This window comes from Sulfitobacter sp. EhC04 (genome assembly GCF_001650875.1).
GTDB lineage: Bacteria > Pseudomonadota > Alphaproteobacteria > Rhodobacterales > Rhodobacteraceae > Sulfitobacter.
In genome coordinates this window covers 78,032-103,188 of the sequence record NZ_LXYI01000001.1, presented here as the reverse complement: position 1 = coordinate 103,188, position 25,157 = coordinate 78,032, and the positions used below count along the sequence as shown (strand labels likewise).

23 protein-coding genes are annotated in these 25,157 nt (G+C 61.6%); 8 read left to right on the top strand and 15 right to left on the bottom strand.

What is annotated here, in order from left to right:
* Positions 1-1,035 (top strand): threonine aldolase family protein, encoded by a 1,035-nt coding sequence (locus tag A8B82_RS00515; protein WP_067286921.1) that lies wholly within the window; start codon positions 1-3, stop codon positions 1,033-1,035.
* 2 nt (positions 1,036-1,037) lie between these two features.
* On the opposite strand, the gene A8B82_RS00510 is transcribed toward A8B82_RS00515, so the two are convergent.
* Positions 1,038-1,844 carry an alpha/beta fold hydrolase gene (locus tag A8B82_RS00510; RefSeq protein ID WP_067286919.1) on the bottom strand — a complete coding sequence of 269 codons (807 nt, stop codon included), beginning with the start codon at positions 1,842-1,844 and terminating at the stop codon, positions 1,038-1,040.
* Positions 1,841-2,437, bottom strand: a complete 597-nt coding sequence (locus tag A8B82_RS00505; RefSeq protein ID WP_067286916.1) for a 2-hydroxychromene-2-carboxylate isomerase — start codon at positions 2,435-2,437, stop codon at positions 1,841-1,843. The genes A8B82_RS00510 and A8B82_RS00505 overlap by 4 nt, the downstream gene beginning before the upstream one ends.
* Before the next feature lie 106 nt (positions 2,438-2,543).
* Here A8B82_RS00505 and A8B82_RS00500 point away from each other — a divergent pair, with 106 nt between their 5' ends.
* The gene (locus tag A8B82_RS00500) at positions 2,544-3,563 is read left to right on the top strand and encodes a ribose-phosphate pyrophosphokinase (protein WP_067286914.1); all 1,020 of its coding nucleotides are present in this window, start codon (positions 2,544-2,546) and stop codon (positions 3,561-3,563) included.
* A gap of 91 nt (positions 3,564-3,654) precedes the next feature.
* On the opposite strand, the gene A8B82_RS00495 is transcribed toward A8B82_RS00500, so the two are convergent.
* The 6 genes from A8B82_RS00495 to A8B82_RS00470 all read right to left on the bottom strand — a co-directional run bounded on the left by A8B82_RS00495 (position 3,655) and on the right by A8B82_RS00470 (position 9,078).
* A complete protein-coding gene (locus A8B82_RS00495) occupies positions 3,655-4,005 on the bottom strand; it encodes an H-type lectin domain-containing protein (protein WP_201120711.1) in 351 nt (116 codons plus the stop codon).
* A gap of 188 nt (positions 4,006-4,193) precedes the next feature.
* Entirely contained in the window at positions 4,194-4,631 is a 438-nt protein-coding gene (locus A8B82_RS00490; protein ID WP_067286910.1) for a F0F1 ATP synthase subunit epsilon, read from the bottom strand.
* Between the two features lie 13 nt (positions 4,632-4,644).
* Positions 4,645-6,069 (bottom strand): F0F1 ATP synthase subunit beta, encoded by a 1,425-nt coding sequence (atpD, locus tag A8B82_RS00485; protein ID WP_067286907.1) that lies wholly within the window; start codon positions 6,067-6,069, stop codon positions 4,645-4,647.
* Between the two features lie 19 nt (positions 6,070-6,088).
* Positions 6,089-6,964: a F0F1 ATP synthase subunit gamma gene (locus A8B82_RS00480; protein WP_067286905.1), complete on the bottom strand. Its 876-nt coding sequence runs from the start codon at positions 6,962-6,964 to the stop codon at positions 6,089-6,091.
* Positions 6,965-6,978: 14 nt separating this feature from the next.
* Positions 6,979-8,517, bottom strand: a complete 1,539-nt coding sequence (atpA, locus tag A8B82_RS00475) for a F0F1 ATP synthase subunit alpha (RefSeq protein ID WP_067286902.1) — start codon at positions 8,515-8,517, stop codon at positions 6,979-6,981.
* Positions 8,518-9,078 (bottom strand): F0F1 ATP synthase subunit delta, encoded by a 561-nt coding sequence (locus A8B82_RS00470; RefSeq protein ID WP_201120702.1) that lies wholly within the window; start codon positions 9,076-9,078, stop codon positions 8,518-8,520. It abuts the gene before it with no gap.
* A 436-nt stretch (positions 9,079-9,514) separates the two neighbouring features.
* Between A8B82_RS00470 and A8B82_RS00465 the strand changes: the two genes are divergently transcribed.
* Positions 9,515-11,176, top strand: a complete 1,662-nt coding sequence (locus tag A8B82_RS00465) for a calcium-binding protein (protein WP_067286887.1) — start codon at positions 9,515-9,517, stop codon at positions 11,174-11,176.
* A gap of 174 nt (positions 11,177-11,350) precedes the next feature.
* Complete coding sequence (locus tag A8B82_RS24110) at positions 11,351-12,331, top strand: calcium-binding protein (protein WP_161489402.1); 981 nt, start codon at positions 11,351-11,353, stop codon at positions 12,329-12,331.
* A gap of 28 nt (positions 12,332-12,359) precedes the next feature.
* Here the strand turns inward: A8B82_RS24110 and A8B82_RS00455 are convergent, their stop codons facing one another.
* On the bottom strand, positions 12,360-13,106 hold the full coding sequence (locus A8B82_RS00455) for a methyltransferase domain-containing protein (protein ID WP_067286882.1): 747 nt from the start codon (positions 13,104-13,106) through the stop codon (positions 12,360-12,362).
* Between the two features lie 64 nt (positions 13,107-13,170).
* Here A8B82_RS00455 and gloB point away from each other — a divergent pair, with 64 nt between their 5' ends.
* The 3 genes from gloB to A8B82_RS00440 all read left to right on the top strand — a co-directional run bounded on the left by gloB (position 13,171) and on the right by A8B82_RS00440 (position 17,463).
* Positions 13,171-13,938: a hydroxyacylglutathione hydrolase gene (gene gloB / locus A8B82_RS00450; RefSeq protein WP_067286880.1), complete on the top strand. Its 768-nt coding sequence runs from the start codon at positions 13,171-13,173 to the stop codon at positions 13,936-13,938.
* A 235-nt stretch (positions 13,939-14,173) separates the two neighbouring features.
* Positions 14,174-16,495, top strand: coding sequence for an ATP-dependent Clp protease ATP-binding subunit ClpA (gene clpA, locus A8B82_RS00445; protein ID WP_067286877.1), 2,322 nt, complete (start codon positions 14,174-14,176; stop codon positions 16,493-16,495).
* On the top strand, positions 16,492-17,463 hold the full coding sequence (locus tag A8B82_RS00440; RefSeq protein ID WP_067286874.1) for a M23 family metallopeptidase: 972 nt from the start codon (positions 16,492-16,494) through the stop codon (positions 17,461-17,463). The genes clpA and A8B82_RS00440 overlap by 4 nt, the downstream gene beginning before the upstream one ends.
* Positions 17,464-17,557: 94 nt before the next feature.
* Here A8B82_RS00440 and A8B82_RS00435 read toward each other — a convergent pair whose 3' ends face one another.
* The 3 genes from A8B82_RS00435 to A8B82_RS00425 all read right to left on the bottom strand — a co-directional run bounded on the left by A8B82_RS00435 (position 17,558) and on the right by A8B82_RS00425 (position 21,235).
* Positions 17,558-19,432, bottom strand: coding sequence for a peptidoglycan -binding protein (locus tag A8B82_RS00435; RefSeq protein ID WP_067286872.1), 1,875 nt, complete (start codon positions 19,430-19,432; stop codon positions 17,558-17,560).
* 2 nt (positions 19,433-19,434) lie between these two features.
* A complete protein-coding gene (locus A8B82_RS00430) occupies positions 19,435-20,631 on the bottom strand; it encodes a biopolymer transporter ExbB (protein WP_067286869.1) in 1,197 nt (398 codons plus the stop codon).
* Positions 20,632-20,704: 73 nt separating this feature from the next.
* Positions 20,705-21,235 (bottom strand): gamma-glutamylcyclotransferase, encoded by a 531-nt coding sequence (locus A8B82_RS00425; protein WP_067286867.1) that lies wholly within the window; start codon positions 21,233-21,235, stop codon positions 20,705-20,707.
* A gap of 66 nt (positions 21,236-21,301) precedes the next feature.
* Here A8B82_RS00425 and A8B82_RS00420 point away from each other — a divergent pair, with 66 nt between their 5' ends.
* Positions 21,302-22,315 carry a DUF2125 domain-containing protein gene (locus A8B82_RS00420; RefSeq protein WP_067286865.1) on the top strand — a complete coding sequence of 338 codons (1,014 nt, stop codon included), beginning with the start codon at positions 21,302-21,304 and terminating at the stop codon, positions 22,313-22,315.
* Here A8B82_RS00420 and A8B82_RS00415 read toward each other — a convergent pair.
* From A8B82_RS00415 to hisC, 3 genes are read right to left on the bottom strand one after another with little or no spacing between them, the layout of a single operon-like run.
* Positions 22,303-23,094 (bottom strand): extensin-like domain-containing protein, encoded by a 792-nt coding sequence (locus A8B82_RS00415; RefSeq protein ID WP_138069630.1) that lies wholly within the window; start codon positions 23,092-23,094, stop codon positions 22,303-22,305. The two genes, A8B82_RS00420 and A8B82_RS00415, sit on opposite strands and share 13 nt — an antisense overlap.
* On the bottom strand, positions 23,091-24,011 hold the full coding sequence (locus tag A8B82_RS00410) for a prephenate/arogenate dehydrogenase family protein (protein ID WP_067286863.1): 921 nt from the start codon (positions 24,009-24,011) through the stop codon (positions 23,091-23,093). Before A8B82_RS00410 ends, A8B82_RS00415 begins: the two co-directional genes overlap by 4 nt.
* Positions 24,004-25,095, bottom strand: coding sequence for a histidinol-phosphate transaminase (hisC, locus tag A8B82_RS00405; protein WP_067286860.1), 1,092 nt, complete (start codon positions 25,093-25,095; stop codon positions 24,004-24,006). The genes A8B82_RS00410 and hisC overlap by 8 nt, the downstream gene beginning before the upstream one ends.
* Positions 25,096-25,157 lie beyond the last annotated feature (62 nt).

The window sequence follows — 25,157 nt, the reverse complement described above, 5'->3', positions numbered from 1 at the left end:
GTGTTTTTCAGCTCTGACAATGCAGGTCCCGTGCACCCAAAGATCATGGAGCGGATCGTGGCGGACAACGCCGGTTTCCAGATGCCCTATGGCAAGGACACCATCATGGACGAGGTCCGCGACCGGCTGCGCGACATCTTCGAAGCGCCGGAGGCAGCGGTCTATCTGGTGGCCACCGGCACGGCAGCCAATGTGCTGGCGCTGGCATGTTATGCGCAACCCTGGCAAACGATCTTCTGCTCCAGCGTGTCGCACATCCATCAGGACGAATGTAACGCGCCCGAGTTCTATACCGGGTCGGCCAAGCTGACCTTGGTGGATACAGACAGCAAGATGGCACCTGATGACCTGAAGGCTGCGATCTCCGGTCAAACACCCGGCAATGTTCATGGTGCCCAGCCGGGGCCGGTCTCCATCACGCAGGTCACTGAACGTGGGTCGGTCTATAGCCTTGCCGAGTTGCAGGCGCTGACGGCGGTGGCCAAGGCGCATGATCTGCCGGTGCATCTGGATGGCGCGCGTTTCGCCAATGCGTTGGTTTCGCTCAATTGTTCCCCGGCGGAAATGACCTGGAAGTCCGGTGTCGATGTGGTCAGCTTCGGCGGCACCAAAAACGGCTGCATGGGGGTGGAAGCGGTGGTCCTCTTTGACCCGGAAAAAGCATGGGAATTTGAACTGCGCCGCAAACGGGGGGCGCATCTGTTTTCCAAGCATCGCTATCTGTCCTCACAGATGGCGGGCTACCTCGCGGATGACCTGTGGCTGCAAACCGCCCGACAGGCCAATGACAACGCGGCCTATCTGGCCGATGGCCTGCGTAAGGCGGGTGCGACCTTTCTGCACGAACCACAGGCCAACATGATCTTTGCCAGCTGGCCACGGGCAGTGCATCGCAAGCTGCATGACGCAGGCGCGCGCTATTACCTCTGGGGTGGCAACCTTGAGGGTGCCGGTGACGAGATGGTCGGCGCGCGTCTGGTCTGCGACTGGTCCCTGCCCCGTGATCAGATTGATGCCTTCCTCAGCCATTTTTAGGCTCAGACCGTATCGAGAAATTGCTTCCAGATCATCGCCGTCTCTTTGGGGTGGCTGATTGGGGCCATGTGGCCCGCGCCCGGCACAACAGCCTGCCGCGCGTTGCGCATCCGGGCAGCCAAACCGTCATTGGTCGCAATGACTGCGGGATGAGCCTGTTCACCGCGTAGGATGAGGGTGGGCGTGGGCGTTGCATCCAGGCCGCCTGGCTGCAACAGCCCGCGATCGTCATCGTAAAGAACATTGCGGCTGCCCGGTACAACATGAATACCGCGTGTCATTGCCGCGCGAGTCCGTTCCGGCAGGCTGTCCCAAGCTGGCGCCTCATCGCTCCACATCCTGTTGAAGACGCGCGCGCCGGCCTGCGCGTCACCGCTGCTCATCGCCTGGGTGAAAGGCAGGGAGTGCTTTTCATAGGCCGCAGCCGTCTCAGGTGCATCCTTCCGTGCGATGGCGAAAAAGACCGGTTCGATCACCGTCATACTGCGCACCTTTTCGGGGTAGGACACCGCGATGCGCAGCGCGGTCATGGCACCGAAGGAATGGCCGATCACATCCATCGGCGTGTCATCCATTGCAGCGACAGAGGATGCCACCGCAGTATCGCTCAGGTGGCTGACACCATCCCAATCATCACTCTTGCCATGGCTGGGCATGTCCGGCGCGACAAAAGCGACCTGTCCCGCCAAAGCCTTCGCCATCCCGGCCCATGCGCCGCCAAATGCCAGCGTACAGTGCAGGGCGAGCACCCGGCGCGCGCCCTGCCCCACAGTATGCACATGGGCGTGGAAACCGGGCTGTGGCGTCACAGTTCGCCTGCCAGATGCAAGTCAATGTCGGCAATCCGGTCCTGGCCCCAGAACCGTTGATCCCCCACGATATAGAACGGCGCACCAAAGACGCCGCGCTCCACCGCCTCCTCCAGGTTGCGGGCATAGGTTTCCGCCCCTTCCAGCAGGCCACTGTCCGCCAGTTTGGGGTCGAACCCTGCCTCGGTCAGGCAGGCGCGGATCACGTCATCCTCCGCGACGTTCTTTTCATCAGCCCAGACCGACCGGGTGATCACCTGTGCCAGCTGGCCCAGATCGCCGCCTCCGGCATTCTGCGCCGCGATAAACGCATAGGCCGCAGGCGCACCATTTGTCGGCCAATGTGCGGGTTGCAAATTAAAAGGCATTCCCAGCTTCTTTGCCTGCCGCTGCAGTTCTTGTGCCCGGTATTCGGTCCGGCTGATGTGTCGGTCCTTGAGTGGTGTACCCCCGGTCCGGGCAAAGGCACTTATGACGTCGAAGGGCTTGTAGTTGATCGTAGCACCATGTTTCTGCGCCACCTCTTCCAGCCGGGTTCCGGCAAGGTAGCAATAGGGGGACAGTGTCGCGAAAAAATAGTCGATCTGGGACATTTGGCGTTCCTTGAGGGGCTGATAGCTTGGTGGCACCGTAGCTGCGTGCTAAGCGAGGTTCAACGACACGAATCTGTCATATTCCCGCTGCCACGGAGACCCTCCCATGCCCCGCACTTCCGAGCCCAAGCTTATTTCCGGCAATGCCAACATGCCGCTTGCCAAGGCAATTGCACGGCGGATGTCGCTGCACCGGGGTGTCAACGTGGGGCTTGTCGATGCGCGGGTGGAACGGTTCAACGATGGCGAAATTTTCGTGGAAGTGTTCGAGAACGTGCGCGGCGAGGATATGTTCATCATCCAGCCCACTTCGAACCCCGCCAATGACAATCTGATGGAACTGCTGATCATGGCCGATGCCCTGCGCCGATCCTCGGCCGCGCGGGTCACCGCGGTGCTGCCCTATTTCGGTTATGCCCGGCAGGATCGACGGACCAAGGCCCGCACGCCCATCACCGCCAAGATGGTGGCAAATATGCTGGTCGGCACCGGGATTGAAAGGGTACTGACCATGGACCTGCACGCCGCGCAGATCCAGGGTTTCTTTGATATTCCAGTGGACAACCTCTATGCCTCTCCGGTCTTTGCGCTGGATATCGCGAATGCGTTCAAGGACCGTATGGAGGAGCTAATGATCGTCAGCCCAGATGTCGGCGGCGTGGCGCGGGCGCGCGAATTGGCCAAACGCCTGAACGCCCCTCTGGCCATCGTGGACAAGCGCCGCGAGAAAGCCGGGGAAGTCGCCGAGATGACCGTGATCGGCAATGTGACCGACAAGATATGCCTGATTGTCGATGACATCTGCGACACCGCCGGGACGCTTTGCAAGGCCGCCGAGGTGCTGCTGGAGAACGGGGCGAAGGAGGTCCATTCCTACATCAGCCACGGCGTCATGTCCGGCCCCGCGGTGGATCGCGTGACCAAATCGGTGATGAAGTCACTGGTCATCACGGACAGCATTCAGCCCACCGAAGAAATCAAGAAGGCCGCGAATATCCGTATTGTTCCAACGGCCCCGATCTTTGCCCAGGCGATCCTGAACATCTGGAACGGGACTTCGGTATCATCGCTGTTTGAGGCCGACACGCTGGGCCCGATCTATGACGGGATGTACGCGGCGGAGTAAGACACCGCTGCGCGAAGGCTCTGCAACACACACTGAACTGCCTGTTCAGGGGCGCGAACGCCAAAGCGCTGAACAGGTTGCGACCGGACGGTTATTCGACGTCCCAGTCCCCTTCGTCGCTCAGATGGCCGATGGCGATCCAGGAAATGCGCATCCGCGCGACCCGCGTGTCGCCCCATGTCCTGAAAACCATGTCAAAACCGGATTTTGTGACGGCTTCAGCGCTGATGTCCGCCCGCATGACTGTTGTTGCGTCCAGATCCCACAACGACGGCGAAAGCTGGACCGTGGGCGGTTCCAGATAGGTTTCGGAAAATCGAATGTGCCGCCTGCGCTCGCGCTGGCCGCGACCTGTCCACATCGCACCGCCGTCTTCGTAATCCGAAAACAGGACAACATCGCCACTGTCCACACCAGTCGTATGACTTCTCAATCTCTTCATGGGCATGTTATGACCTGAAAACCGTGCCGATCAAAGGTGGTTTATTTGCTTCCTGCGCTGTGGCACCCGATTGTTATCATTTCGCTTTCTGATTTATGTGGGCCTCTGCGTTGCCCTATCGGGACAGCCACCGTCCCAAACAAAAAAGCCCCGCAAATGCAGGGCTTTTTCGTGAATTTTCGATGGTGTCAGAGGTTTGGCTGCTTTGAAGACAGGCCAATCTCGTCCCCGACCGCGACCATATCCGCCAGCAGCTTCGCTGCGTCGTCTACCGGTCCCGGCTCGTTCTCGAAGGCTTCCTTTGCCTTGGAGTAGGTGTGCTTGGCCTCTTCGATCATCTCGTCGAGGTGTTCCTGCGTCATGTCACCCTTGGGCACAGCGCGTTCGGCCAGAACCGAAACACCACGGCTGCTGATCTCGGCGAAGCCGCCGGTCACAACATATTCCGCCATGCCTTCCGGCCCTTCGACCGACAACACGCCGGGACGCAGGGTGGTGATGGTGGGGGCATGCCCCTCCATCGCTGTCATGTCGCCATCGGCGCCGGGAATCTGCACGGAGGTGACCTGCAAGGAGGCCAGCCGCCGCTCGGGCGACACCAGATCGAATTGCATTGTGTCTGCCATCAGTCAGGCTCCCTCAGGCTGCTTCAGCCGCCAGTTTTTCGGCTTTCGCCTTCACTTCTTCGATGCCGCCAACCATGTAGAACGCGCCTTCTGGCAGGTGGTCGTATTCACCGGCCACAACCGCCTTGAAGGACGCAATGGTGTCTTCCAGCGGCACCTGCACACCGTCGGACCCGGTAAAGACCTTGGCCACGTCGAACGGCTGGCTCAGGAAACGCTCAAGTTTGCGCGCGCGGGTAACGGTCATCTTGTCGTCTTCGGACAGTTCGTCCATGCCGAGGATCGCGATGATGTCCTGAAGCGACTTGTAGCGCTGCAGGATCTGCTGCACGTCGGTCGCAACCTTGTAGTGTTCCTGACCGATGATCTGCGGGTCCAGCAGGCGCGATGTGGAACCCAGCGGGTCCACGGCCGGATAGATGCCCTTTTCAGAGATCGCACGGTCCAGAACGGTTGTCGCGTCAAGGTGCGCAAAGGATGTCGCAGGCGCGGGGTCGGTCAAGTCGTCCGCAGGCACGTACACGGCCTGAACCGAGGTGATCGAACCGTTCTTGGTCGAAGAAATACGTTCCTGCATCTGGCCCATGTCGGTGGCCAGCGTTGGCTGGTAGCCCACAGCCGAAGGAATACGGCCGAGCAGAGCCGAAACCTCGGAACCCGCCTGCGTGAAGCGGAAGATGTTGTCGACGAAGAACAGAACGTCAGAACCGGATTCATCGCGGAACTGCTCGGCCAGGGTCAGGCCGGACAGGGCAACACGCATACGCGCACCGGGAGGCTCGTTCATCTGGCCGTAGACCAGTGCGATTTTGGATTCCTGCAGGTTGTCAGGAACGATAACGCCGGATTCGATCATCTCGTGGTAAAGGTCGTTGCCCTCACGGGTACGTTCGCCCACGCCCGCGAAAACGGACAGGCCCGAGTGCACCTTGGCGATGTTGTTGATCAGTTCCATGATCAGAACCGTCTTGCCCACGCCGGCACCGCCGAAGAGACCAATTTTACCACCCTTGGTGTAGGGGGCCAGCAGGTCGATCACCTTGATCCCTGTGGTCAGGATTTCGGTTTCGGTGGACTGCGCGTCGAAAGACGGTGCTTCGCCATGGATGGCGCGGGTTTCGTCGGTTTCGACCGGGCCCTTTTCGTCAACCGGCGCGCCGGTCACGTTCAGGATGCGGCCCAGCGTCGCCTTGCCGACGGGCACCTGAATGGGTGCGCCGGTATCAGTGACCTTGCCGCCGCGCACCAGACCTTCGGTGGCGTCCATCGCGATGGTCCGCACGGTGTTTTCGCCCAGGTGCTGCGCCACTTCCAGAACCAGCGCCTTGCCCTGGTTTTCGGTGTGAAGGGCGTTCAGAATCTCGGGCAGGTTGTCTTCGAACTGCACGTCAACGACGGCGCCGATGACCTGAGTAATTTTGCCGACTGCTTTTGCCATGTCGTTTCTCCGGTTTTGCTTACAGCGCTTCCGCGCCGGAAATGATTTCGATCAGCTCGTTCGTGATGACGGCCTGACGCGAACGGTTGTATTCGATTGTCAGTCCTTCGATCATCTCGCCCGCGTTGCGTGTGGCGTTGTCCATGGCGGACATGCGCGCGCCCTGTTCAGATGCTGCGTTCTCCAGCAGACCCGAAAAGATCGCCGTGGCGACGCCGCGCGGCAGAAGATCGGCCAGAATGGCCTCTTCGCTCGGCTCATAGTCGAACAGGGTGTCGGCGCTGTCGGCCTCGTCCTTTTCGAATGTTGCCGGGATGATCTGCTTGGCCTGCGGAACCTGGCTGACCACGTTCACGAATTCCGAATAGAACAACGTGGCGATATCGAATTCGCCCGCGTCGAACCGGTTCAGAACGTCCTTGGCGATGCCTTGTGCATCCGCGTAGCTCAGGCGTTTCACATCTGTCAGATCGACATGGCCGACCAAGTGGTTGCCATAGTCGCGGCGGAACTGATCACGGCCCTTTTTGCCGACAGTGAGGATTTTCACCTCTTTGCCAGCGCCAAGCAGTTTCTGCGCGTGTACCTTGGCCTTCTTCACGATGTTCGTGTTGAAACCACCGCACAGCCCGCGCTCTGACGTCATGACGATCAGCAGGTTCACCTTGTCCGATCCCGTGCCTGTCAGCAGCTTGGGGGCGCTGTCGCTGTCGCCGACCGAAGCCGCCAGCCCCGCCATCACGGCATTGAACCGCTCGGCATAGGGGCGTGACATTTCGGCAGCCTCCTGCGCGCGGCGAAGCTTCGCCGCGGCAACCATTTGCATGGCCTTGGTGATCTTGCGGGTCGATTTGACCGACGAGATCCTGTTTTTAAGGTCCTTGAGATTTGCCATTGGCTTATCTCTCCTTAAGCGAAGTCTGCGGCGTAAGCGTCGAGCGCAGCTTTGATCTTGTCTTCCAGCTCGTCTTTCACCTTGCGGTCATTGTTGGTGATGTCCTTGAGCAGGTCAGCGTTCTTGGAACGCAGGTGCGACAGAAGCCCCTGTTCCCAGCGACCCACTTCGGACACTTCCAGCTTATCAAGATAGCCATGCGTACCGGCATAGATGACGCAGACGATTTCAGCGTTCGACAGGGGCGAATACTGTGGCTGCTTCATCAGTTCGGTCAGACGTGCACCACGGTTCAGCAGGCGCTGGGTGGCGGCATCAAGGTCCGAGCCGAACTGCGCAAAGGCGGCCATTTCGCGGTACTGAGCCAGCGACAGCTTCACAGGGCCAGCAACCGAGGACATCGCCTTGGTCTGGGCCGAGGAACCAACCCGAGACACCGACAGACCGGTGTTCACGGCGGGGCGGATGCCCTGGTAGAACAGTTCGGTTTCCAGGAAGATCTGGCCGTCGGTGATCGAGATCACGTTGGTCGGAATAAAGGCCGACACGTCGCCGCCCTGGGTCTCAATGATCGGCAGCGCGGTCAGCGACCCGTTACCGGCGTCATCACCCAGTTTCGCAGAACGCTCCAGCAGGCGGGAGTGGAGGTAGAAAACATCGCCCGGATAGGCTTCACGGCCCGGCGGGCGGCGCAGCAGCAGGGACATCTGGCGATAGGACACGGCCTGCTTGGACAGGTCATCATAGACGATCAGCGCGTGACGGCCGTTGTCGCGGAAGAATTCCGCCATTGCAGTCGCGGCATAGGGCGCGAGGAACTGCATCGGCGCGGGCTCTGACGCGGTTGCGGCGACAACGATGGAATAGGCCATCGCGCCGGTGTCTTCGAGCTTTTTGACCAGCTGGGCCACGGTGGACCGCTTTTGGCCAATCGCGACGTAGACGCAGTACATCTTCTTGCCTTCGTCGCCCTCTGCGGCGTCGTTGACCTGCTGCTGGTTCAGCATCGCGTCAAGCGCAACAGCGGTCTTGCCGGTCTGACGGTCACCGATGATCAATTCACGCTGGCCACGGCCAATCGGGATCATCGAGTCGACGGCCTTGAGGCCGGTTGCCATCGGTTCATGCACCGATTTACGCGGGATGATGCCCGGCGCCTTCACATCGGCAACGCCGCGCTGCTTGGCGTTGATCGGACCCTTGCCGTCAATCGGGTTGCCCAGACCGTCCACGACCCGGCCCAGCAGTTCGTTGCCAACCGGCACGTCCACGATGGAGTTGGTCCGCTTGACGGTGTCGCCTTCCTTGATGTCCCGGTCGGAACCGAAGATCACGACGCCGACGTTGTCGGATTCAAGGTTCAGGGCCATACCCTGAATGCCACCGGGGAATTCGACCATCTCACCGGCCTGACAATTGTCCAGCCCATAGACGCGCGCGATGCCGTCACCGACGGACAGCACCCGACCGACTTCGGCAACTTCGGCTTCCTGGCCGAAATTCTTGATCTGGTCCTTCAGGATTGCAGAAATCTCTGCGGCTTGGATACCCATTTATCCGACCTCTTTCATTACGTTCTGGAGGGAATTGAGCTTAGAGCGGATCGACGTGTCGATCATCTTGGAGCCCACTTTGACGATAAGACCGCCGATGAGGCTTTCATCAACGGTCGTTTGAAGTGTTACTGACTTGCCCGTGTTCGCGGTCAGCGACTTGGCAAGTTTGTCAGATTGCGTCTTTGTCAGCGCTTTGGCGGATGTCACCTCGACCGTGACTTCACCCTTGTCCTCGGCGATCTTGGCGCGCAGGGTCTTGACCAATTGGGGCAGGACGAACAGACGCCGCTTGGTCGCCATCAGCGACAGCGTATTGGCCATGATCGGAGACAGTTTCATCTTCTTGGCAATTGCGGAAATCGCAGTGCCCTGCTGGTCACGGGTATAGACCGGCGAATGGATCAGGTTGCGGAAATCTTCGCTGTCATTCAGCGCGTCGCTCAACGCGTCCAGGTCGGCTTCGATGCCTTTGACCTTTTTGCCATCCTTGGCCAGATCATAGACCGCCGAGGCGTAGCGCTGTGCGATACCGGTGGAAATCGAAGCTGTTTCGGACACGTCCATCCTCTCAAAAATCTGTCCGGATATGCGAAAGAAGTCGCGTCACCGGTTCGTTGGCGCGGCTTGAATAGGCTCAAGACGTCTAAATCAGGTGCCATGTAGCAGAGCACCTCCCTGCCCGCAACACAGTATAGTGCGGCTTTATGACCTGCATATCCCTTTATTTAGGACACGGATAGCACTCTGCGTTTTTTTGCGGGTCGCGCCCTGGTCGTTTGTTCAAATCATCGGCGGGGCGGCGAATCTCCTCGCGGTCTCCGGGGTGCGGCCAGGCGTTGCGGCCCCATGATGCGCCGGGTTCGCGTTAGTCCGCAGTGATCAGCAGTAATTGTTTCATCGGGGGCGACGACTAGCCCGGTTTTTGGCCAGGCATTTGACAGAGGGTCGCTTATCGGTTGCCATGCTCTCGCCTGTTTTGTTTTAGGGGATTCCCATGCTTGGTCTCACGCTTCTGCCGCTGCTCGGTGTTGGCCTTTTGCTGATGGCTTTGAACAATGACGACGACGACACCGTGGACACGCCCGATCCGGTGGAACCGCCCGAAACGCCAGGTGAACCCACTGAGGGCAGTATCTTCAACGGGACTGCTGACGATGACCAGATTGAGGTCCACGTTGACAATGCGACCGTAAACGGCGGTGCAGGCGACGATGAACTGATCACGAACAGCCGGTACGATGGGAACGTCCTGAATGGCGACGCGGGGAATGACACCATCGCAAGTTTCGGTTCATCCACGGCCAACGGTGGTATCGGAGACGACAGGCTGTCCGGCAGCGGCACCCTCAATGGCGGAGCCGGGGACGACGAACTGATCTACTATTCGGGTGCCCATGCGGACGGGGGCGAAGGCAACGATTTTATCCGAGCAGCTTCCGGTCTTTCCGGTAGCGGGCCGGTCACGGTGAACGGCGGCGATGGTGACGACACCATTGGGATCGACGTCACGGAGTATACCGATCCGGAGGAAGGCGCCCTGCGCAGTTTCAGCGGCGGCGCGGGCAGTGATACTTTTGCGCTCAGCTACAATTCGGCTGATACCGATATCGGGCTGATTGCCCGGATCGAGGATTTCGATCCGGCGCAGGACAGGCTGGAACTGGATCTGCTGGGTGGGCAATTGGCGCATTCGTCCTATCTGCAATTGAACGACGTCACCTTTGCCGAGGCCGATGACGGGAGCTATACCGACCTGATCCTTTCCCTCACCGCTGAACGATCCGATGAAGCCAGCGACGTTTCCATAAGGCTGGAAGGTGTCGCAGGTCTGACGATGGACAATCTGACCTTTGTCGATCCGGACGGCGAAGTGCTGAACCCGGGGTTTGACGATGCAACTGGCACCGATGACAGCGGCGTGGATGTCGTGAGCGGCACCTACAACACGCTTGGCGGTGGCAATGACACAGTGACCGAGGATGGCGGCGGGGCGTTTACGCAACTTGGCGATGGCGACGATCTGTACCAGATTGATGGCGCCCAAAACAGCACCGTGAGCGGCGGTGATGGCAATGACACCATCGAAGCCGGTCCGTCCGGTGGCAATGCGCTTTATCTGGGGGGCGCAGGCGATGATATTGTCAGCGTCGATCACGATACCGCAGAGGTGTCGGGTGGAACCGGTAACGACACCGTTTCGATTGGTGGTAACGAGATTTTGGCCGATGGTGGCGCCGGCGACGACGTGTTCATAGCGCAGGAAGGGTCTGGACCGGATGTGGTCTTCCGGGGCGGCACCGGGTCGGACAGTTTTACCATACGCGCGGGCCAGACAGCCATTGATATCCCTGACCTCAGCGATGGGACGTTCGTCGTGAACATCTCCGAGGATGAAGTGTCCAACGGCTTCGCAACGATTGTGAATCCTTCAGCCTGGTCCAGCATTCTGCTGAACATCGATCCGGCGATCGAAGGGGATATCAACGTCGTAACGAACAGTTACGAAAGCCCCTTGGGAGAGCCATTGCAGGACTTTGCGGTCTTCGTGGGTGACACGCAGGTTCTGCAACTGACAACGGCGCCGATCGGATCGAACGAGACGATCTATGCAAACGCGAACTTCGACTTCAACATCGACCGCGCGGGTGCTGCGTAGGGGGTGCAGCCCTGCACTACGGACCCATAATGCGCCGGGTTTGCGATAGTCCATGTTGATTGACGGAGATTGTTTCATGCGTGGCGACGACTTGCCCCGTTTTTAGCCAGACATTTGACAAAGGGGCGGTTATCGGCTGCCATGCTCTCGCCTGTCTTTTTCTGGGGGATTCCCATGCTTGGTCTCACGCTTCTGCCGTTCCTCGGTGTTGGCCTTTTGCTGATGGCTTTGAACAATGACGACGACGACACCGTGGACACGCCCGATCCGGACCCTTCCGACGATGTGGTTAATGGCACGGAGGGTGACGACATTTTGTCGGCAGCTGGCTCGGAAACCGTAAACGCGGGCGGCGGCAACGACAGCCTGACCGCCACCGACACGTCTGATGGGGTCGTTCTGAATGGAGATGACGGGCGCGACGACCTGCGCGCGGGTGGCAACGCGCCAACCTTGAACGGCGGCGAGGGCAACGACAGCCTGTACAATGACGATGCCGTGGACGCGGTGCTGAACGGCGACGGCGGGGATGACTTCTTTGGCCTGCAAACCGACCAGGACCTCGAAGCGAACGGCGGCACCGGTGACGACAGTTTCGAAGTCTTCATCGAAGGCGGTGACCTGCGCCTGAACGGCGGCGACGGCAATGACGATTTCTACGTCGGTGGCGAGGGCGGCACCATTCACGGCAACGCGGGTGACGACGTGATTTACAGCGAATCCGCCGGGGCCGAGGTCTTTGGCGACGCGGGCGCGGACGATATCGGGGTGCGTGTGGTGCTTGATGACGGAGCCGCAGCCGCGGCCAGCACCCTTTCCGGCGGTGACGGGTCCGACAGTTTCACCATCGACCTGTTTGACGCGGCGCAACCTGGCGCAACGGATGCCGCCGACCTGGGCATCGTGGCCCATATCTCCGACTTTGATCCGCAAGAGGACAGTCTGGTCCTTGATCTGCGCGAAACCGGCAGTCAGGTGACCACAATATCGACAGAACCTGCGGAGGATGGCTCCTATCTGGATGTCACTGTCGAGGTGGCCCCCTCTGCCACCGCGTCGGCGCAGACCTTTACCGTTCGCATGACGGGTGTGACCGCGCTGGAGGCCGATCAGATCGTGATCCGCGAACCCGATCCCGATCCGGTGGCGGCATAGGTTTTCCCGGCAAGCTAAGGTCAGTCCCCTAGGTCCGGGCGTTGCCCACGGCTGGTTCGGTAAGCCCATCCAGCACGCTGATGCGCTTGCGGTTCCTTTGCGTCCGGCCTTTGGGCGGATAGACCAGCTTTGTCGCCTCGACCATGAATGCGCCCCCGGCAAGGATCGTTGGCACATGCCGACCGACCCGTTCGAACAGGCCGGAGGATTTCATCCAGATGCGCTGCTGCGAGGGTATCTGGTACAGCGCGCCAACCTGGCGTTCAGGCAGGAACTGATGCTTGCGCAGCTGTATATCGAGCTGCCCCGGCGAATAGGGTCGCCCATAACCGAATGGCGTCCGGTCCCGCCGCGCCCAGAGGCCGGCGCGGTTCGGCACGATGAACAGCGCCTTGCCCCCCGGCCCCAGTACCCGCCAGCATTCCTCCAGCAGGTCCGAGGGCCTCTCCGACGTTTCCAGCCCGTGCAGCAACACCAGTTTGTCCACATGCCCGGTCTCGATCGGCCAGAGCGTCTCTTCGGTCAGGACGGAGGTATTCGGCATCCCCGCAGGCCAGGGCATCACCCCCTGCGGTCCGGGCATCAGGGTCATCACCCGACGCGCATCCTGCAAGTAGGGGCGCAGCAGTGGCGCGGCAAAGCCGAAGCCGACCACGGTCTGGCCCTTGGCCTCGGGCCAGAGCCCCAGCATGCGGTTGCGCAGGGATTTCTGCGCCGCACGCCCCAACGTGCTGCGGTAGTAGAAATTACGCAGGTCCTGAACATCAAGATGCATTGCAGCCCATCGTTGTGAGTGTCACTCTGGTCACGATCTTACCAACAGGAGAGAGGAATACACCATGCCCTTTGATCTGATTACAATTCCCTGCCTGTCCGATAATTACGCATATCTGCTGCACGATGAAGCAACCGGCGAGACGGCCTGCATCGACGTCCCCGAGGCAGGCCCAATCAAGGCAGCGCTTGAAGATCATGGCTGGACCCTGTCGCAGGTGTGGTTGACTCATCATCACTGGGACCACGTGGATGGCCTGGCCGATCTGCTGGCGGATCATCACGCCTCTGTCGTGGGTGCGGCGGCAGACGCCCACCGGATGCCGGAACTCAATGTGCCGGTAAAGGAAGGCGACACCGTCAAGCTGGGCAGCCTCACGGCACAAATCCTGGATGTATCCGGCCACACGGTTGGCCATATCGCGTTTTACGTGCCGGACGCGAATGCCGCCTTTACCGCCGACAGCCTGATGGCGCTTGGCTGCGGCCGGTTGTTCGAAGGAACGCCTGCGCAGATGTGGACATCCATGCAAAAGCTGATGGTCCTGCCCGGCGATACGACCATCTGTTCAGGCCATGAATACACCGCGTCCAACGCAAAATTCGCGCTGACCGTTGATCCCCGGAATGCAGCCCTTATATCAAGAGCCAAAGCCGTTGAGGACGCCCGTGCCAAGGGTCAGCCAACGGTGCCAACGCAACTTTCAACCGAACTCCAGACCAATCCCTTCCTGCGCCCCGCCGACCCCGGCATTCGCGCGACCCTGGGGATGCCAGATGCATCGGACAGCGAGGTCTTTGCCGAAATTCGCAAGCGCAAGGACAATTTCTGACCGGGCCTGCCTGAGCATTGTATCTGCAATGCCTTCGACCAGCCCCGATCTGTCAGTAAACCTGCCGCATCTGACGCCAAAACAACGCTATCACGGTCTTTGTGAAGAGAATTTTCAAGAAAGTGCTTGAAGCCAGGCCATGATCAACCAAACTCTAATACTATGAGGCCATGGTCGGACCGGGGCCCTGTTATTCCACAGCCCCCTACCGACCCCGATCGAAAAGGAGCACCTTGTGCCTTCATTCTCGAATACGCTTGAGCAAGCAATTCACGCCGCGCTGGCCCTGGCCAATGCCCGTCGGCACGAATTTGCAACCCTGGAACACCTTTTGCTGGCCCTGATCGACGAACCCGATGCCGTCCAGGTGATGAAGGCATGTTCGGTCGATGTGTCCGAACTGCGCGACACGCTGGTCGAATTCGTGGACGAGGATCTGAGCAACCTTGTCACCGATGTCGATGGTTCCGAAGCCGTGCCGACCGCCGCCTTCCAGCGCGTGATCCAGCGCGCCGCGATCCATGTCCAGTCCTCCGGCCGGACCGAGGTGACGGGCGCGAACGTGCTGGTCGCCATCTTTGCAGAACGTGAATCCAACGCGGCCTATTTCCTGCAGGAGCAGGACATGACCCGCTATGACGCGGTCAACTACATTGCGCATGGCGTGGCCAAGGACCCGGCCTATGGCGAACAGCGCCCCGTAGCCGGCGCGCCGGAGCATGAGGAAGAACCCCAGGGCGTGACCGAGGGCGACAAGAAGGAATCCGCGCTGGCCAAATACTGCGTGGACCTGAACGCCAAATCCCGCGAAGGCGACATTGACCCGCTGATCGGCCGCGAGGCCGAAGTGGAGCGGTGCATTCAGGTGCTGTGCCGCCGCCGCAAGAACAACCCGCTGCTGGTCGGCGACCCCGGCGTGGGCAAGACCGCCATCGCCGAAGGTCTCGCGCGCAAGATCGTCGCCGGCGAGACACCGGAAGTACTCTCCAAGACCACCATCTATTCGCTCGACATGGGCGCGTTGCTGGCCGGGACCCGGTATCGCGGCGATTTCGAGGAACGGTTAAAAGCCGTGGTTTCGGAACTTGAAGCGCATAAGGACGCCGTCCTTTTCATCGACGAAATTCACACCGTGATCGGTGCGGGCGCAACCTCGGGCGGTGCGATGGATGCCTCCAACCTGCTGAAGCCTGCGCTTCAGGGCGGCAAGCTGCGCACTATGGGCTCCACCACCTACAAGGAGTTCCGCCAGCACTTCGAAAAGGACCGCGCGTTGAGCCGCCGGTTCCAGAAGATCGACGTGAACGAGCCTTCAGTGGATGATGCGGTGAAAATCCTGCGGGGCCTGAAACCCTATTTCGAGGATCACCATTCGGTCAAATACACCTCAGACGCGATCAAGACGAGCGTGGAACTGGCGCATCGCTATATCAACGACCGCAAGCTGCCGGATTCGGCAATTGACGTCATTGACGAGGCCGGTGCCGCCCAGCATCTGGTCGCCGCCTCCAAACGCCGCAAGACCATCGGCACCAAGGAGGTCGAGGCCGTGGTGGCCAAGATCGCGCGCATCCCGCCCAAGAACGTGTCCAAGGACGATGTTGTGGTTCTCAAGGACCTTGAAAAGTCGCTCAAGCGCGTGGTGTTCGGCCAGGACAAGGCGATCGAGGCGCTGTCCTCTGCCATCAAACTGGCCCGCGCGGGCCTGCGCGAACCGGAAAAGCCCATCGGCAACTATCTCTTTGCCGGGCCGACCGGTGTCGGCAAGACCGAAGTGGCCAAGCAACTGGCCGATACGCTGGGCGTGGAACTGCTGCGCTTTGACATGTCGGAATACATGGAGAAACACGCGGTTTCCCGCCTGATCGGTGCACCTCCGGGTTATGTCGGGTTCGACCAGGGCGGCATGCTGACCGACGGCGTCGACCAGCACCCGCACTGCGTGTTGCTGCTGGACGAGATGGAAAAGGCGCACCCGGATGTCTACAACATCCTGTTGCAGGTGATGGACCACGGCAAGCTGACCGACCACAATGGCCGGACGGTGGATTTCCGCAATGTGGTGCTGATCATGACCTCCAACGCAGGTGCCGCTGAACAGGCCAAGGAAGCCATCGGCTTTGGCCGCGACCGCCGCACGGGCGAGGATACGGCCGCGATCGAACGCACGTTCACGCCGGAATTCCGCAACCGTCTGGACGCGGTGATCAGCTTTGCGCCGCTGCCCAAGGAAGTCATCCTGCGCGTGGTCGAAAAGTTCGTGCTGCAACTTGAGGCACAGCTGATGGACCGCAACGTGACCATCGAGCTCAGCAAGAAGGCTGCCGAATGGCTGGCCGACAAGGGCTATGACGACAAGATGGGCGCGCGCCCCCTGGGCCGCGTGATCCAGGAGCACATCAAGAAACCACTGGCCGAGGAATTGCTGTTCGGCAAACTCGCCAAGGGCGGTGTGGTCAAGGTCGGCGTCAAGAAGGGCGAGTTGGATTTGCAGATCCTCAGCCCGGAAAAGCCGCGCCTGTCAGGCAACAAACCCCCGCTTTTGACAGCGGAATGATGCTTCGGGGCCTTCTGGCCCTGACCCTGCCCTTCGCCGGTCCCGCACTGGCGGAGGGCATTCTTTTGCAGCCCCCCGTGGCCTGCGACCTCACCCAGACCTGCTATATCCAGCAATATATGGACCGTGACCCCGGCCCAGGTGTCACGGATTACACCTGTGCGGGCCTGTCCTATGATGGTCACAAGGGCACCGACTTCGCCCTGCCCACCCTCGCGGACATGGCGGCGGGGGTTGATGTCCTTGCTGCTGCGCCCGGCATCGTGACGGGGACCCGCGACGGGATGGACGACCTTGGCTACACCCCGGAACGCCGCGCCGAACTGGCAGAGCGCGAATGCGGCAACGGCGTGGTGATCCAGCATGAGGGGGGCTGGCAGACCCAGTATTGCCACCTCAAGCAGGGCAGTGTTGCCGTCAGCCAGAACCAGACCGTTGAGACTGGCACGGTCCTGGGCCAGATCGGCCAGTCCGGCAACGCGGCCTTTCCCCATGTCCACCTTTCGGTGCGCGATCCGGATGGCACCCCGATTGATCCCTTTGATCCGGACGGCACCCTGTCCTGCGACACCCCCGGCGACAGCACACTGTGGCAGGCACCGCCTGCCTACCGTCCGGGTGGTTTGCTGTCGGTCGGGTTTGCAGATGCGATCCCCGATTACGTGCGGATCAAGGCAGGCACTGCCGCCGTGGAAACACTCCCCTCCGACGAAGCGGCCATGGTGGTATTCGCCTATTTCTTTGGGCCGCGACAGGGCGATATCCTGCGTCTCGCCATTACCGGACCGAAGGGCAAGGTCATCACCCAGAACATCGACCTGACCAAGGATCAGGCGCTGGCCTTTCGCGCCATTGGCAAGAAACGCGCCAGCGGCGCATGGATGCCCGGCACCTATACCGGCACCGCCACCCTGATCCGAAATAAACAGACCCTCGACCAAAAGACCACGCAGATCATTCTGCGCTAAAGCGCGCCTCAACCCGCGCGGCACCCGCCGAAGAGGGCTCAGGCGTGCAACAGCCACCCGGCATGGCGTCGCGGCGTCAGCCGCGTCCGCAGGGTTACTTCTCCGTGAACTTCAACTCGATCCGCCGGTTCTGTGCGCGGGCCTCTTCGCTGTCGCCTGCCGCTACCGGCTGGTATTGACCAAAGCCATTGGCCGCCAGCCGATTTGGAGAAATGCCCAACGCACTGATCATGTATTTCACAACCGACAAGGCGCGCGCCTGTGACAATTCCCAGTTGTCCGCAAATTCGCCAAGGCCCGACAGAGGCACATTGTCAGTATGGCCATCCACGCGGATCACCCAGTCAATCTCGGGCGGGATATCCCCCGCAACCGACCGCAGGATGCGCGCCACCTTGGCAATCTCGCGCTCACCATCCGTAGACAGCACAGCACCACCCGGCGGGAACAGCACTTCGGAGGAAAACACAAACCGGTCGCCTTCGATCCGCACGCCATCCTGCGACCCCAGCACATCCCGCAAACGGCCAAAGAATTCCGAGCGGTATTGTTCAAGATCCTTGGTCTGCGCCTCAAGCCGCGCGCGTTCGGCCGCTTCCAGTTCGGCACGGCGGCGCTGCTCTGCCGCAACGCGGGCCAGGGCGGTGTTCAGCTCTGATCCAAGCGATTGCAGTTCGACCGATTGCGCCGCATCCCGCGCCACCGCGTCATCCAGCAAGGCCTGAAGGTTGCCCAATTGCTGGCGCAGGGCCGCGACCTGCTGGTTCAGCAATTCCGTCTGCCGCTGGGCCGCAGCACTTGTGGCTTCTTCCTCGGCCAGTGCGGACCGTGCCGCCGCCAGCAGGGCCGCGCGTTTCTCCGCCTCGCTTGTCGTATCCTCGGCCAGTGTTTCCGCTGCCAGCTTTGCCGCTACCGCCTGTGCCAGTTGCGCGCGCAGGTCGTCGCGCTGGTCTGTCAGCTCTGCGGTGGTTTCATCAAGGCGCCCACGCAGCGCTTCGATTTCCGCGCGCAGGCGTGCTGCGTCCTCCTGCGCCTCGGCATCGTCTGCAACCGCCTTTTCCGCCTCTTGCAGACGCATCAGTGTTTGCGACAGACGGCTATCCAGATCCTCTTCCGCCGCCCTTGCCGCAGCCAGCAGGGTCAGGGTTTCTTCCGCCTCGCGGCGCTGCTGTTCCAGCGCCAGGGTCATCGCGGTCAGTTCCGCATCCGCATTTTCCAGACGGTTGCGCAGCAGTTCCGCCGCAGCGGCTTCGGCCAGCCGCGCGGCCTCTTCCTCGCTCAGTGCCGCCTCGGCCTCAGCCACCTGTTGCGAAAGGTCAGCCACCTGACCCTCGACATCCGCATTGCGCGCCCGCAGGTCCGCGACCAGCGCATCCAGCGCCTCGCGGCGGGAGGCGGCAAGACGCGCCGCTTCGGCCTGGGCATCCACCTCGTTGCGCGCATTGGCCAGCGCGAGGTTCAGCGCCTCCTGTTCGCTCAGCAATTCCGCCTGACGTTCCTGCAAACTGGCCTGAGACTCCTCCAGCGTCGCCACCTGCCCCAGCGCAGTGTCGCGCGACGCGATCAGGGCAGCGACCTGCGCCTCGAATCCCGTGATCTGGGTCTGCGCCGCATCCAGCGCCGCCGCCTGACTGTCGCGCTCGCTTGTCAGCGATGCGATCAGGGCGGCCTGCTGGTTGACCTGTTCCTGCGCGTCGTTCAGCGTTGCGTTGAGCGCCCCCAGACGCGCCTCAAGCTGCGCATTGGAACGCTCCTCCACCCCCAGCGCACGGGCCAGGGCCGCAACCTCGCCCGACAGCTGGTCAAGCTCGCTTTCCTGGCCGGTGATCCGTTCGGTCAGGACATATTGCACCACCATGAAGATGGTCAGCACGAACATCAGCACCAGCAAAAGACCGGTCATCGCATCGACAAAGCCGGGCCAGATCGACCCCTGGAAGCGTGTTCCTGTCCGCCGGGACAATGCCATGGTCAGCTCTCATCCGGCGTTTCGGGACTGCGCATCCGGCGCGGTACGGAGGCCGGTCGCCCGCCCGATACCGCTTTGGCCAGCAATGAAATGTCGTGGCGCAGTTCAGCCATGGTTTCCTGGCGGCCTGCGGAAATTTCTTCCAGGATACGCAACATCTGCACGTCGATGGACCGCAGGCGCATCCGGCTTTCGGCATCCATCCCGTCGCCACCCGTCTTTTCCAGCGTGGTGATCAGCCGCTCCTGCCCCTCCGCAATACGCTCCAGCGCCGCGCCCGAGGCATCGCCCTGCTGCATCCGGTTGGTCATCCGGTCCACCGCATCGGCCAGCTTGCCCAGTTTTTCATCCACCATGGACCGGCTGATGTCGGACTGGGTGTACATCTGTTGCAGGCTTTCCATCTGCTCGGCCATGTGGTCAACCACGCCCGCCATCATCTGCTGATCGCTGGTGGCATCGTCCCCGGCAGAGAAGCCGACACGGGTGATGGAACTGAGCCAGTCTTCGAGTTCCTGATAGAACCGGTTCTGTCCGTGGCCCGCGAAAAGCTCAAGCAGCCCCACCACCAGCGACCCGGCAAGCCCCAGCAGGGAAGAGCCAAAGGCGACGCCCATGCCGCCCAACTGCGCCTCAAGCCCCGTCATCAGGCGATTAAAGACATTGACGCCCCCTTCACCTTCGCTGGGGGCTAGGCTGCGGATGGTATCGACCACGGCGGGGACCGTGGTGGCAAGACCATAGAAGGTGCCAAGAAGGCCGAGGAAAATCAGCATGTTGACGATATAGCGCGTGATCTCCCGCGCCTCGTCGACACGGGTGGCGACTGAATCGAGGATCGAGCGCGTCGATGTTGCGCTGATCTGCATTCGCGCGCCGCGCGTCCGCAAAAGCTGCGCCAGCGGTGCCAGAAGCTGCGGGGCGACGGTTTCGGGGTCGGGCTTGTCAGAGGCGAAATTCTCGATCCAGCGGACTGAACCGATCAGCTGATAGACCTGATAGAAACAGGCCAGCACGCCAATGAAAAAGACAAAGATGATGAACCCGTTCAAATAGGGGTTCGCCACGAAAATCGGAAAGACAGAAGGCAACGCAAGAAATCCGCCTACAGCGGTCAGGGCCAGCACCACCAGCATCAGGGTTACCTGACGCACCGGCTGGGAGAATTGCGGTGTCTGCGCGCGGTCTGGCTGCGCCATCAGGCTTGGCTCCTGACCCTTTTTCCTGCTCTCACCAGTGTTTATACCGAATTTGCCGCGTTGCGCCATGTAATTATGAGGTCAGGTGCCTCACCCTTTCGTGCAGCCAGTCCAGTTCAGCGTCGTGCAGGCCGATCTCGGCCAGGTGGCTGGCGGTGTTATAGAGGTATTCGGTATTGGGCCCGCGTCCTCCGACCGCATGCGCGATGATCTGCGCCTGTTCTTCCAGCGGCAGACCGCCGCAATATTGGTCGTGGGTTTCGTCGATGACATAGACCACGGCCCGGACCCGCCTGCCATCCGTCAGATCGACATCCAGGTTCTTTTCCAGATAGGCGGAAGAGATCAGCTCCCGCTCGCGCAGATAGGCCAATGTCGCCGCCTCCTGCCCCGCTGCCACGCGCAGGGCAATGCCTGTGCAGGCATGGTCCGGCTGTTCGTCCAATGCCAGCACCAGTCCGGGGGCTTCCTCGCTGCCGCGATGATGGATCGAGCGCATGCAAAAGGACCGCGCGTATCCCGGCAGGGTGCCGACCACGCTTTCCGCAACCTCAAACCCCGGATTCCACAACAGGGACCCGTAACCGAACACCCACATTTCCATCTGGCTGGTCCTTTCGCTTTGCCCCCGGTAAACCGCATCATCGGGTCGAGTTAAAGGGGTCTCTTCATGCGCAGGTTGGTGATATTACTGATATCCGTTGCCCTGCTTTGGTCTGCGTGGTGGGCCGGGGCCAGCTATGCATTGCGGCAAGGGGCCGTTGCATGGCTGCAAGACCGCCGCGCCGCCGGTTGGCAGGCCGAGGCCAAGGTGACGCAAAGCGGCTTTCCCCTGCGCCTGCGCAGCGTGGCGCAGGGGGTGGCGCTGTCCGATCCGGTCAGCGGGAATGCGGTGTCGGCGGACCGGATCACCCTGTCTGCGCCGACCTACTGGCCGGGGTTTGTCACGCTCGACCTGCCGCAAACGCCGATCATAATCACCCTTTCGGGTCAGCCATTCCGCCTGCGGGCGCAAGATTCCGACGCCCGGCTGCGCCTGCGCCCCGGCACCGCCCTGCAACTGGAAAATGCGGCCTTGCACAGCGGTCCGTGGCTGCTTTCCTCCGCGCAGGGCGCGTGGCTCAGCGCGGATAGCCTTGCCCTGACGGCGCAACAGGAGACATCGGCCGAAACGGTCTATGCCTTCGATCTCGGGGCGGCGGCGCTCACACCCGGCGATGCCCTGCGCGGCCTTCTGAACCTGTCCAGCGACTGGCCCGCTGCCTTTGACAGTTTTGCCCTGCATGGCACCATCCGGTTTGACAGGCCGCTGGACCGGGAAGCGCTGACAGGTCTGCCCGCACAGCCCCGTGCGGTGGAACTGGACAGGCTTGATCTGCGGTGGGGCGCGCTGGCGCTGTCAGGCGAAGGGAGTGTTACAATTGACGCGGCTGGCGTGCCGACAGGCAATGTGACCCTGCGCCTTGCCCGTTGGCAAGAAATGATCGACCTCGCGGAAAGATCAGGCCTGTTGCACCCGGACCGGCGTGATCAGGTCCAGCTGGTCATGGGCGGGCTGGCCAATATCGGCGGCAAGGACGGCGATCTTGAAATCACGCTTGCCTTCGCGGACGGGCAAATGGCGCTTGGCCCGATCCAGCTTGGCCCGGCCCCGCGCATCCTGCGACAGGGTCAGCGGCAATAGCTGCCCGAACGATAACGGGCCGTGTCAAAATGAAAATGGTCGCGGTGGAACCGATTGGCATTGGGGCCAAGCACCGTGCCAAACGGTCCGCAGGCGGCCTTGTGCATCTGGCGCAGAGGCCTGGAATAGATGCGCGCGTTCCACCCCTGCAAGACGCTGACCTCGGTGCCGTTGTTCAGAACGAACCCGGAAATGTCGATGGCCCGGCCCTTGCCGTGTTCGGATATCTTTGCGCCCTTCTGGTTGTTGCGCGACCGGCAGGCGTAATGCGCAGCCACCCTGACACTTTTCAGACCGCCGCCCGATCTTGAAAGAGCCGGTTTGGCCGCACGTTCCATCCAGGCTTTCAGCGCATTGGCCGTGGTGCAATCCATCACCGCGCCGGTGCTGAGCTTTACCCCTGAAACCGACCGCACCTTCACCGCATTGTCCACGCCGCAGCCACTCAGCTTGCCCTTGACCCGGCCCAGGGCTTCGCCCTGAATCGCGAGATCACCGCAGACCGCGCCTTTCTTCAGCATCTCACGCTGCGTGCGGGCGGTCTTTTCCACCGTGCGGGATCGGAACAGGGGGCGCAGGGACTTGAAAAGGCCCTTCCTTTCGGGCTGTGCTTCTTGTGCCATGCGCATATCGTCAGGCTGACCAAGCGGGGCAGAGGGCACCGTCTGGACCGGCGCGTTACCTTCTCGCGGGATCGGGCGCAGCGAGGTGTTCGGGCCGTTGGCATGGGCCAGCGTGGCCAGAACCAGCACAACACATGTCGCCCCCACCACCTTCATTTCTTGCCACCTCCCCGGCCGAAATCCGGTGCATCCGTATCCTGACCCGCCTCGATGATCCCTTTTCGGATCGCGCGGGTCCGGGTGAAATAATCGTGCAGATGCGCCCCGTCACCCTGCCGGATCGCCCTTTGCAGGGCAAACAACTCTTCGGTGAAGCGGCCAAGGATCTCCAGCGTCGCATCCTTGTTCGACAGGAAAACGTCGCGCCACATGGTCGGATCAGAGGCGGCAATGCGGGTGAAGTCGCGGAAACCGCCGGCGGAATACTTGATGACTTCACTGTCAGTCACCCGGCGCAGGTCGTCGGCGACCCCCACCATCGTATAGGCGATCAGGTGCGGGGCATGGCTGGTCACCGCCAACACAAGATCATGATGTTCGGCGTCCATTTCATCGACATTGGCACCAAGGCCTTCCCAGAACAGCCGCAGTTTCGCGATGGCAGCGGGGTCCGTGCCCTCCGGCGGGACCAGCAGGCACCAGCGGTTTTCGAAAAGCTCGGCAAAGCCGGAGCGCGGGCCGGAGTGTTCGGTCCCGGCCAGCGGGTGTCCGGGGACGAAATGCACCCCTTTCGGGATATGCGGTCCGACCTGGGCGATCACATCTGCCTTGACCGACCCCACATCGGTGACGGTGGCCCCCGGTTTCAGCACCGGTGCGATTTCCGCGGCCAGTTCGCCCATCACGCCAACAGGCACGCAGAGCACAACCAGATCCGCCCCCTCGACAGCCTCAAGCACAGTGTCGCAGATCCGGTCACAAAGACCGATCTCCCGCGCGGTGTTGCGGGTTTCGGGGGATCGGGCATAGCCAGTGACCTCGCGTGCCAATCCGCCGCGTTTGATCGCCCATGCCATCGAGGAAGCAATCAGGCCGAGGCCAATCAGCGCGACGCGGTCATAGACTTCAGTCATCCGCCTCACCGTTCTTGAACTGACGGACCGCATGTACGACACGACGGCACGAGGGTTCGTCGCCCACCGAGATCCGCAGGCAATTGGGCAGGTTGTAGCTGGCCGAAGGCCGCACCAGCAGGCCCTGCGATGTCAGATGCGCGTTGCAGGCCGCGGCCTCCTCGGGGTCGGCGAAACGGGCCAGTACGAAATTGGTCAGCGACACGTCGGACGGCACGCCGATTTCGGCCAGCGCATCGGCCATCCAGGTCCGCATGCGGGCGTTCTCGGCCCGGCAGTGATCTACGTAAGCCACATCGCGGATCGCCGCCTCCGCCGCTGTCAGCGCGGCCTGAGACAGGTTGAACGGCCCCCGGATGCGGTTGAGCACGTCAATGACGTGGCGCGGGCCATAGCCCCAGCCGACGCGCAGCCCGCCCAATCCGTAAATCTTGGAAAACGTGCGCGTCATGATGACGTTTTCGCGTGCTTCAACCAACGCCGCGCCGCCGTCATAGCCATCGACATATTCCGCGTAGGCCCCGTCAAGCACCAGCAGCGCCTGCGGTGGCAGGGCATCGGCCAGACGCGCGACTTCGCCGGGCGCAATCATGGTGCCGGTCGGGTTGTTGGGGTTCGCGATAAAGACCAACGCGGTCTTGGGCCCGCAAGCGGCCAGGATGTTGTCCACATCCGTGACCCGCTCACGCTCTTTCACCTCGACCGGGGTGGCACCCGCCGCCAGCGCGTTGATCTTGTACATGCCAAACCCGTGTTCGGTGTGGATCACCTCGCGCCCCGGCCCGGCATAGGCCTGGCAGAGGAATGCGATGATCTCGTCCGAGCCGGCCCCGCAGATGATGTTGTCGGCTTCGAGCTTCAGCACTTCTGCGATGGCCTGACGTAGACCTGCGTGGTCCGTCGACGGATAACGATGCAGACTGAAGGCCGCGCGGCGGAAGGCTTCCATCGCGGCCTCGGACGGCCCCAGGGGGTTTTCGTTCGAGCTGAGCTTGACCACGTTCTGGACGCCCGCCACATGGCTGGCCCCGCCCTGGTAGAGCTTGATGTCCATGATGCCGGGCTGCGGCGTTATCTGTGTCATGCGGCGCACTCCATGGTGATGGCCCACCTTCTAGCGGCCCGTGCAGGGCGGCACCACCGGTT

Excerpts from the sequence above, each read along its gene's own strand:
- A8B82_RS00505 (WP_067286916.1), bottom strand. The coding sequence starts at position 2,437 with ATGTCCCAGATCGACTATTTTTTCGCGACACTGTCCCCCTATTGCTAC.
- A8B82_RS00500 (WP_067286914.1), top strand. The coding sequence starts at position 2,544 with ATGCCCCGCACTTCCGAGCCCAAGCTTATTTCCGGCAATGCCAACATG.
- A8B82_RS00495 (WP_201120711.1), bottom strand. The coding sequence starts at position 4,005 with ATGAAGAGATTGAGAAGTCATACGACTGGTGTGGACAGTGGCGATGTT.
- A8B82_RS00490 (WP_067286910.1), bottom strand. The coding sequence starts at position 4,631 with ATGGCAGACACAATGCAATTCGATCTGGTGTCGCCCGAGCGGCGGCTG.
- atpD (WP_067286907.1), bottom strand. The coding sequence starts at position 6,069 with ATGGCAAAAGCAGTCGGCAAAATTACTCAGGTCATCGGCGCCGTCGTT.
- A8B82_RS00480 (WP_067286905.1), bottom strand. The coding sequence starts at position 6,964 with ATGGCAAATCTCAAGGACCTTAAAAACAGGATCTCGTCGGTCAAATCG.
- atpA (WP_067286902.1), bottom strand. The coding sequence starts at position 8,517 with ATGGGTATCCAAGCCGCAGAGATTTCTGCAATCCTGAAGGACCAGATC.
- A8B82_RS00465 (WP_067286887.1), top strand. The coding sequence starts at position 9,515 with ATGCTTGGTCTCACGCTTCTGCCGCTGCTCGGTGTTGGCCTTTTGCTG.
- A8B82_RS24110 (WP_161489402.1), top strand. The coding sequence starts at position 11,351 with ATGCTTGGTCTCACGCTTCTGCCGTTCCTCGGTGTTGGCCTTTTGCTG.
- A8B82_RS00455 (WP_067286882.1), bottom strand. The coding sequence starts at position 13,106 with ATGCATCTTGATGTTCAGGACCTGCGTAATTTCTACTACCGCAGCACG.
- gloB (WP_067286880.1), top strand. The coding sequence starts at position 13,171 with ATGCCCTTTGATCTGATTACAATTCCCTGCCTGTCCGATAATTACGCA.
- A8B82_RS00440 (WP_067286874.1), top strand. The coding sequence starts at position 16,492 with ATGATGCTTCGGGGCCTTCTGGCCCTGACCCTGCCCTTCGCCGGTCCC.
- A8B82_RS00435 (WP_067286872.1), bottom strand. The coding sequence starts at position 19,432 with ATGGCATTGTCCCGGCGGACAGGAACACGCTTCCAGGGGTCGATCTGG.
- A8B82_RS00430 (WP_067286869.1), bottom strand. The coding sequence starts at position 20,631 with ATGGCGCAGCCAGACCGCGCGCAGACACCGCAATTCTCCCAGCCGGTG.
- A8B82_RS00425 (WP_067286867.1), bottom strand. The coding sequence starts at position 21,235 with ATGGAAATGTGGGTGTTCGGTTACGGGTCCCTGTTGTGGAATCCGGGG.
- A8B82_RS00420 (WP_067286865.1), top strand. The coding sequence starts at position 21,302 with ATGCGCAGGTTGGTGATATTACTGATATCCGTTGCCCTGCTTTGGTCT.
- A8B82_RS00415 (WP_138069630.1), bottom strand. The coding sequence starts at position 23,094 with ATGAAGGTGGTGGGGGCGACATGTGTTGTGCTGGTTCTGGCCACGCTG.
- A8B82_RS00410 (WP_067286863.1), bottom strand. The coding sequence starts at position 24,011 with ATGACTGAAGTCTATGACCGCGTCGCGCTGATTGGCCTCGGCCTGATT.
- hisC (WP_067286860.1), bottom strand. The coding sequence starts at position 25,095 with ATGACACAGATAACGCCGCAGCCCGGCATCATGGACATCAAGCTCTAC.